We start from the raw sequence: 1,291 nt of genomic DNA, 5'->3' as shown, positions 1-1,291 counted from the left end.
TGACCCGTCCTGATATGGGTTGACACTTTTTAACTAAAACGCTCGATGTACTTCATCGGGCGTTTTGTATTTTAAAGCCGTATGAGGCCTCATTTGATTATAGATATCTACGGACTCTGCTACCATCGTCCTTGCTTCTTTCAGATCTTTCGGTTTCTTCAGCAAGAGCTCCATTTTGAGTATCCCATTTACACGCTCAGCTAAAGCATTCTGATAACAGTCATACCCGTCAGTCATTGAGCAAGTCACTCTATGTTTCTTATGGATATCTTGATATTCCTTCGAACAGTATTGTGAGCCTCTATCTGAGTGGTGTATTAGCTTTTCTTCACTCTGCCGTTGCCTGAGAGCTGAGATAAATGCCCGCTTAACTGATTGAGTTTTCATGTTGTCATCCACATAAAAACCAACAATCTTCCTTGAATAAGCGTCTGTAACCAAGCTGAGATAACTCTCTCCATTTTGAGTTGGCAAGTAAGTAATATCAGCAACCCACAGTTGTTCTGGCTTCGTTGGTGTCAGCCCATCTTTCACTTTGTTTGGGTGACAGAAAAATCGATGACGGCTGTCAGTCGTTCGGTGATAGGCTCGTCTTGCTCTCACTAACAGCCGATGCTTTCTGAGAAGTTCAAAGAGCTTATCGCGACCTATTTGAATGCCCTTTGTTGCTGCTAAGAACTTCAGTTTACGCGTGCCAATGCGTGGCTGCTTCAGCCTGACTTCACGGACAAAGCCAATGACAGCATGCTCATGATGTTCACAACGAGATTGAGTTTGACATTGCTTATAATAAGCTTGGCGAGAGATTTGTACTAACTGACAAAACTTCGTAACGCTCAAACCTACTATGGTTTTCTCTTGGACAACGCTTCTTTGTGCTTTTTTGTCACTCTAACACCATAGTCACGTTCCATAACGTTCACGACAGCTTCAAAGAAGTCGGCTTTGAGTTGAGCATCTTCGAGCTGCTTCTCAAGCTCTTTAATACGTTGCTCTGGTGTAGGAGGTGAATTGAACTCGGCCATAGAGTCTCCTTTGGACATAAAGTTAGGTGTCCCTTTAGACCAATCTAGTCGACCATGCTTACGAAGCCAAACCAAAACCGTAGAGCAACCTTGGATGCCATACTTCTCTTGGGCTTGTTTGTAAGTGAGGCTTCCTTTTTCAACCTCATCAACTACAGTGAGTTTAAAAGCGAGGGAGTAATCGCGCTGAGTTCTTTTAGTTGTTGATTTCATAACACTCTCCAATTTTGGGGGTGGAAAGTGTCAACCTTATTTAGGACGGCACA

At 43.2% G+C, this 1,291-nt stretch carries 1 protein-coding gene; it reads right to left on the bottom strand.

The features are described 5' to 3' along the window. Positions 1-33: 33 nt before the first annotated feature. Positions 34-1,238, bottom strand: a protein-coding gene (locus R7M92_RS24915; protein WP_151514398.1) for an IS3 family transposase whose coding sequence is annotated in 2 segments (ribosomal slippage) — positions 34-887 and positions 887-1,238 — 1,206 coding nt in all. Because the reading frame shifts where the segments join, the coding sequence is not laid out codon by codon here. Between the last annotated feature and the right edge of the window lie 53 nt (positions 1,239-1,291).

It is taken from the genome of Vibrio sp. Vb2880, assembly GCF_033337975.1.
Lineage (GTDB): Bacteria > Pseudomonadota > Gammaproteobacteria > Enterobacterales > Vibrionaceae > Vibrio > Vibrio alginolyticus.
Note: the sequence above shows the minus strand (reverse complement) of the source record. Positions and strands in the feature narration are given on the sequence as shown.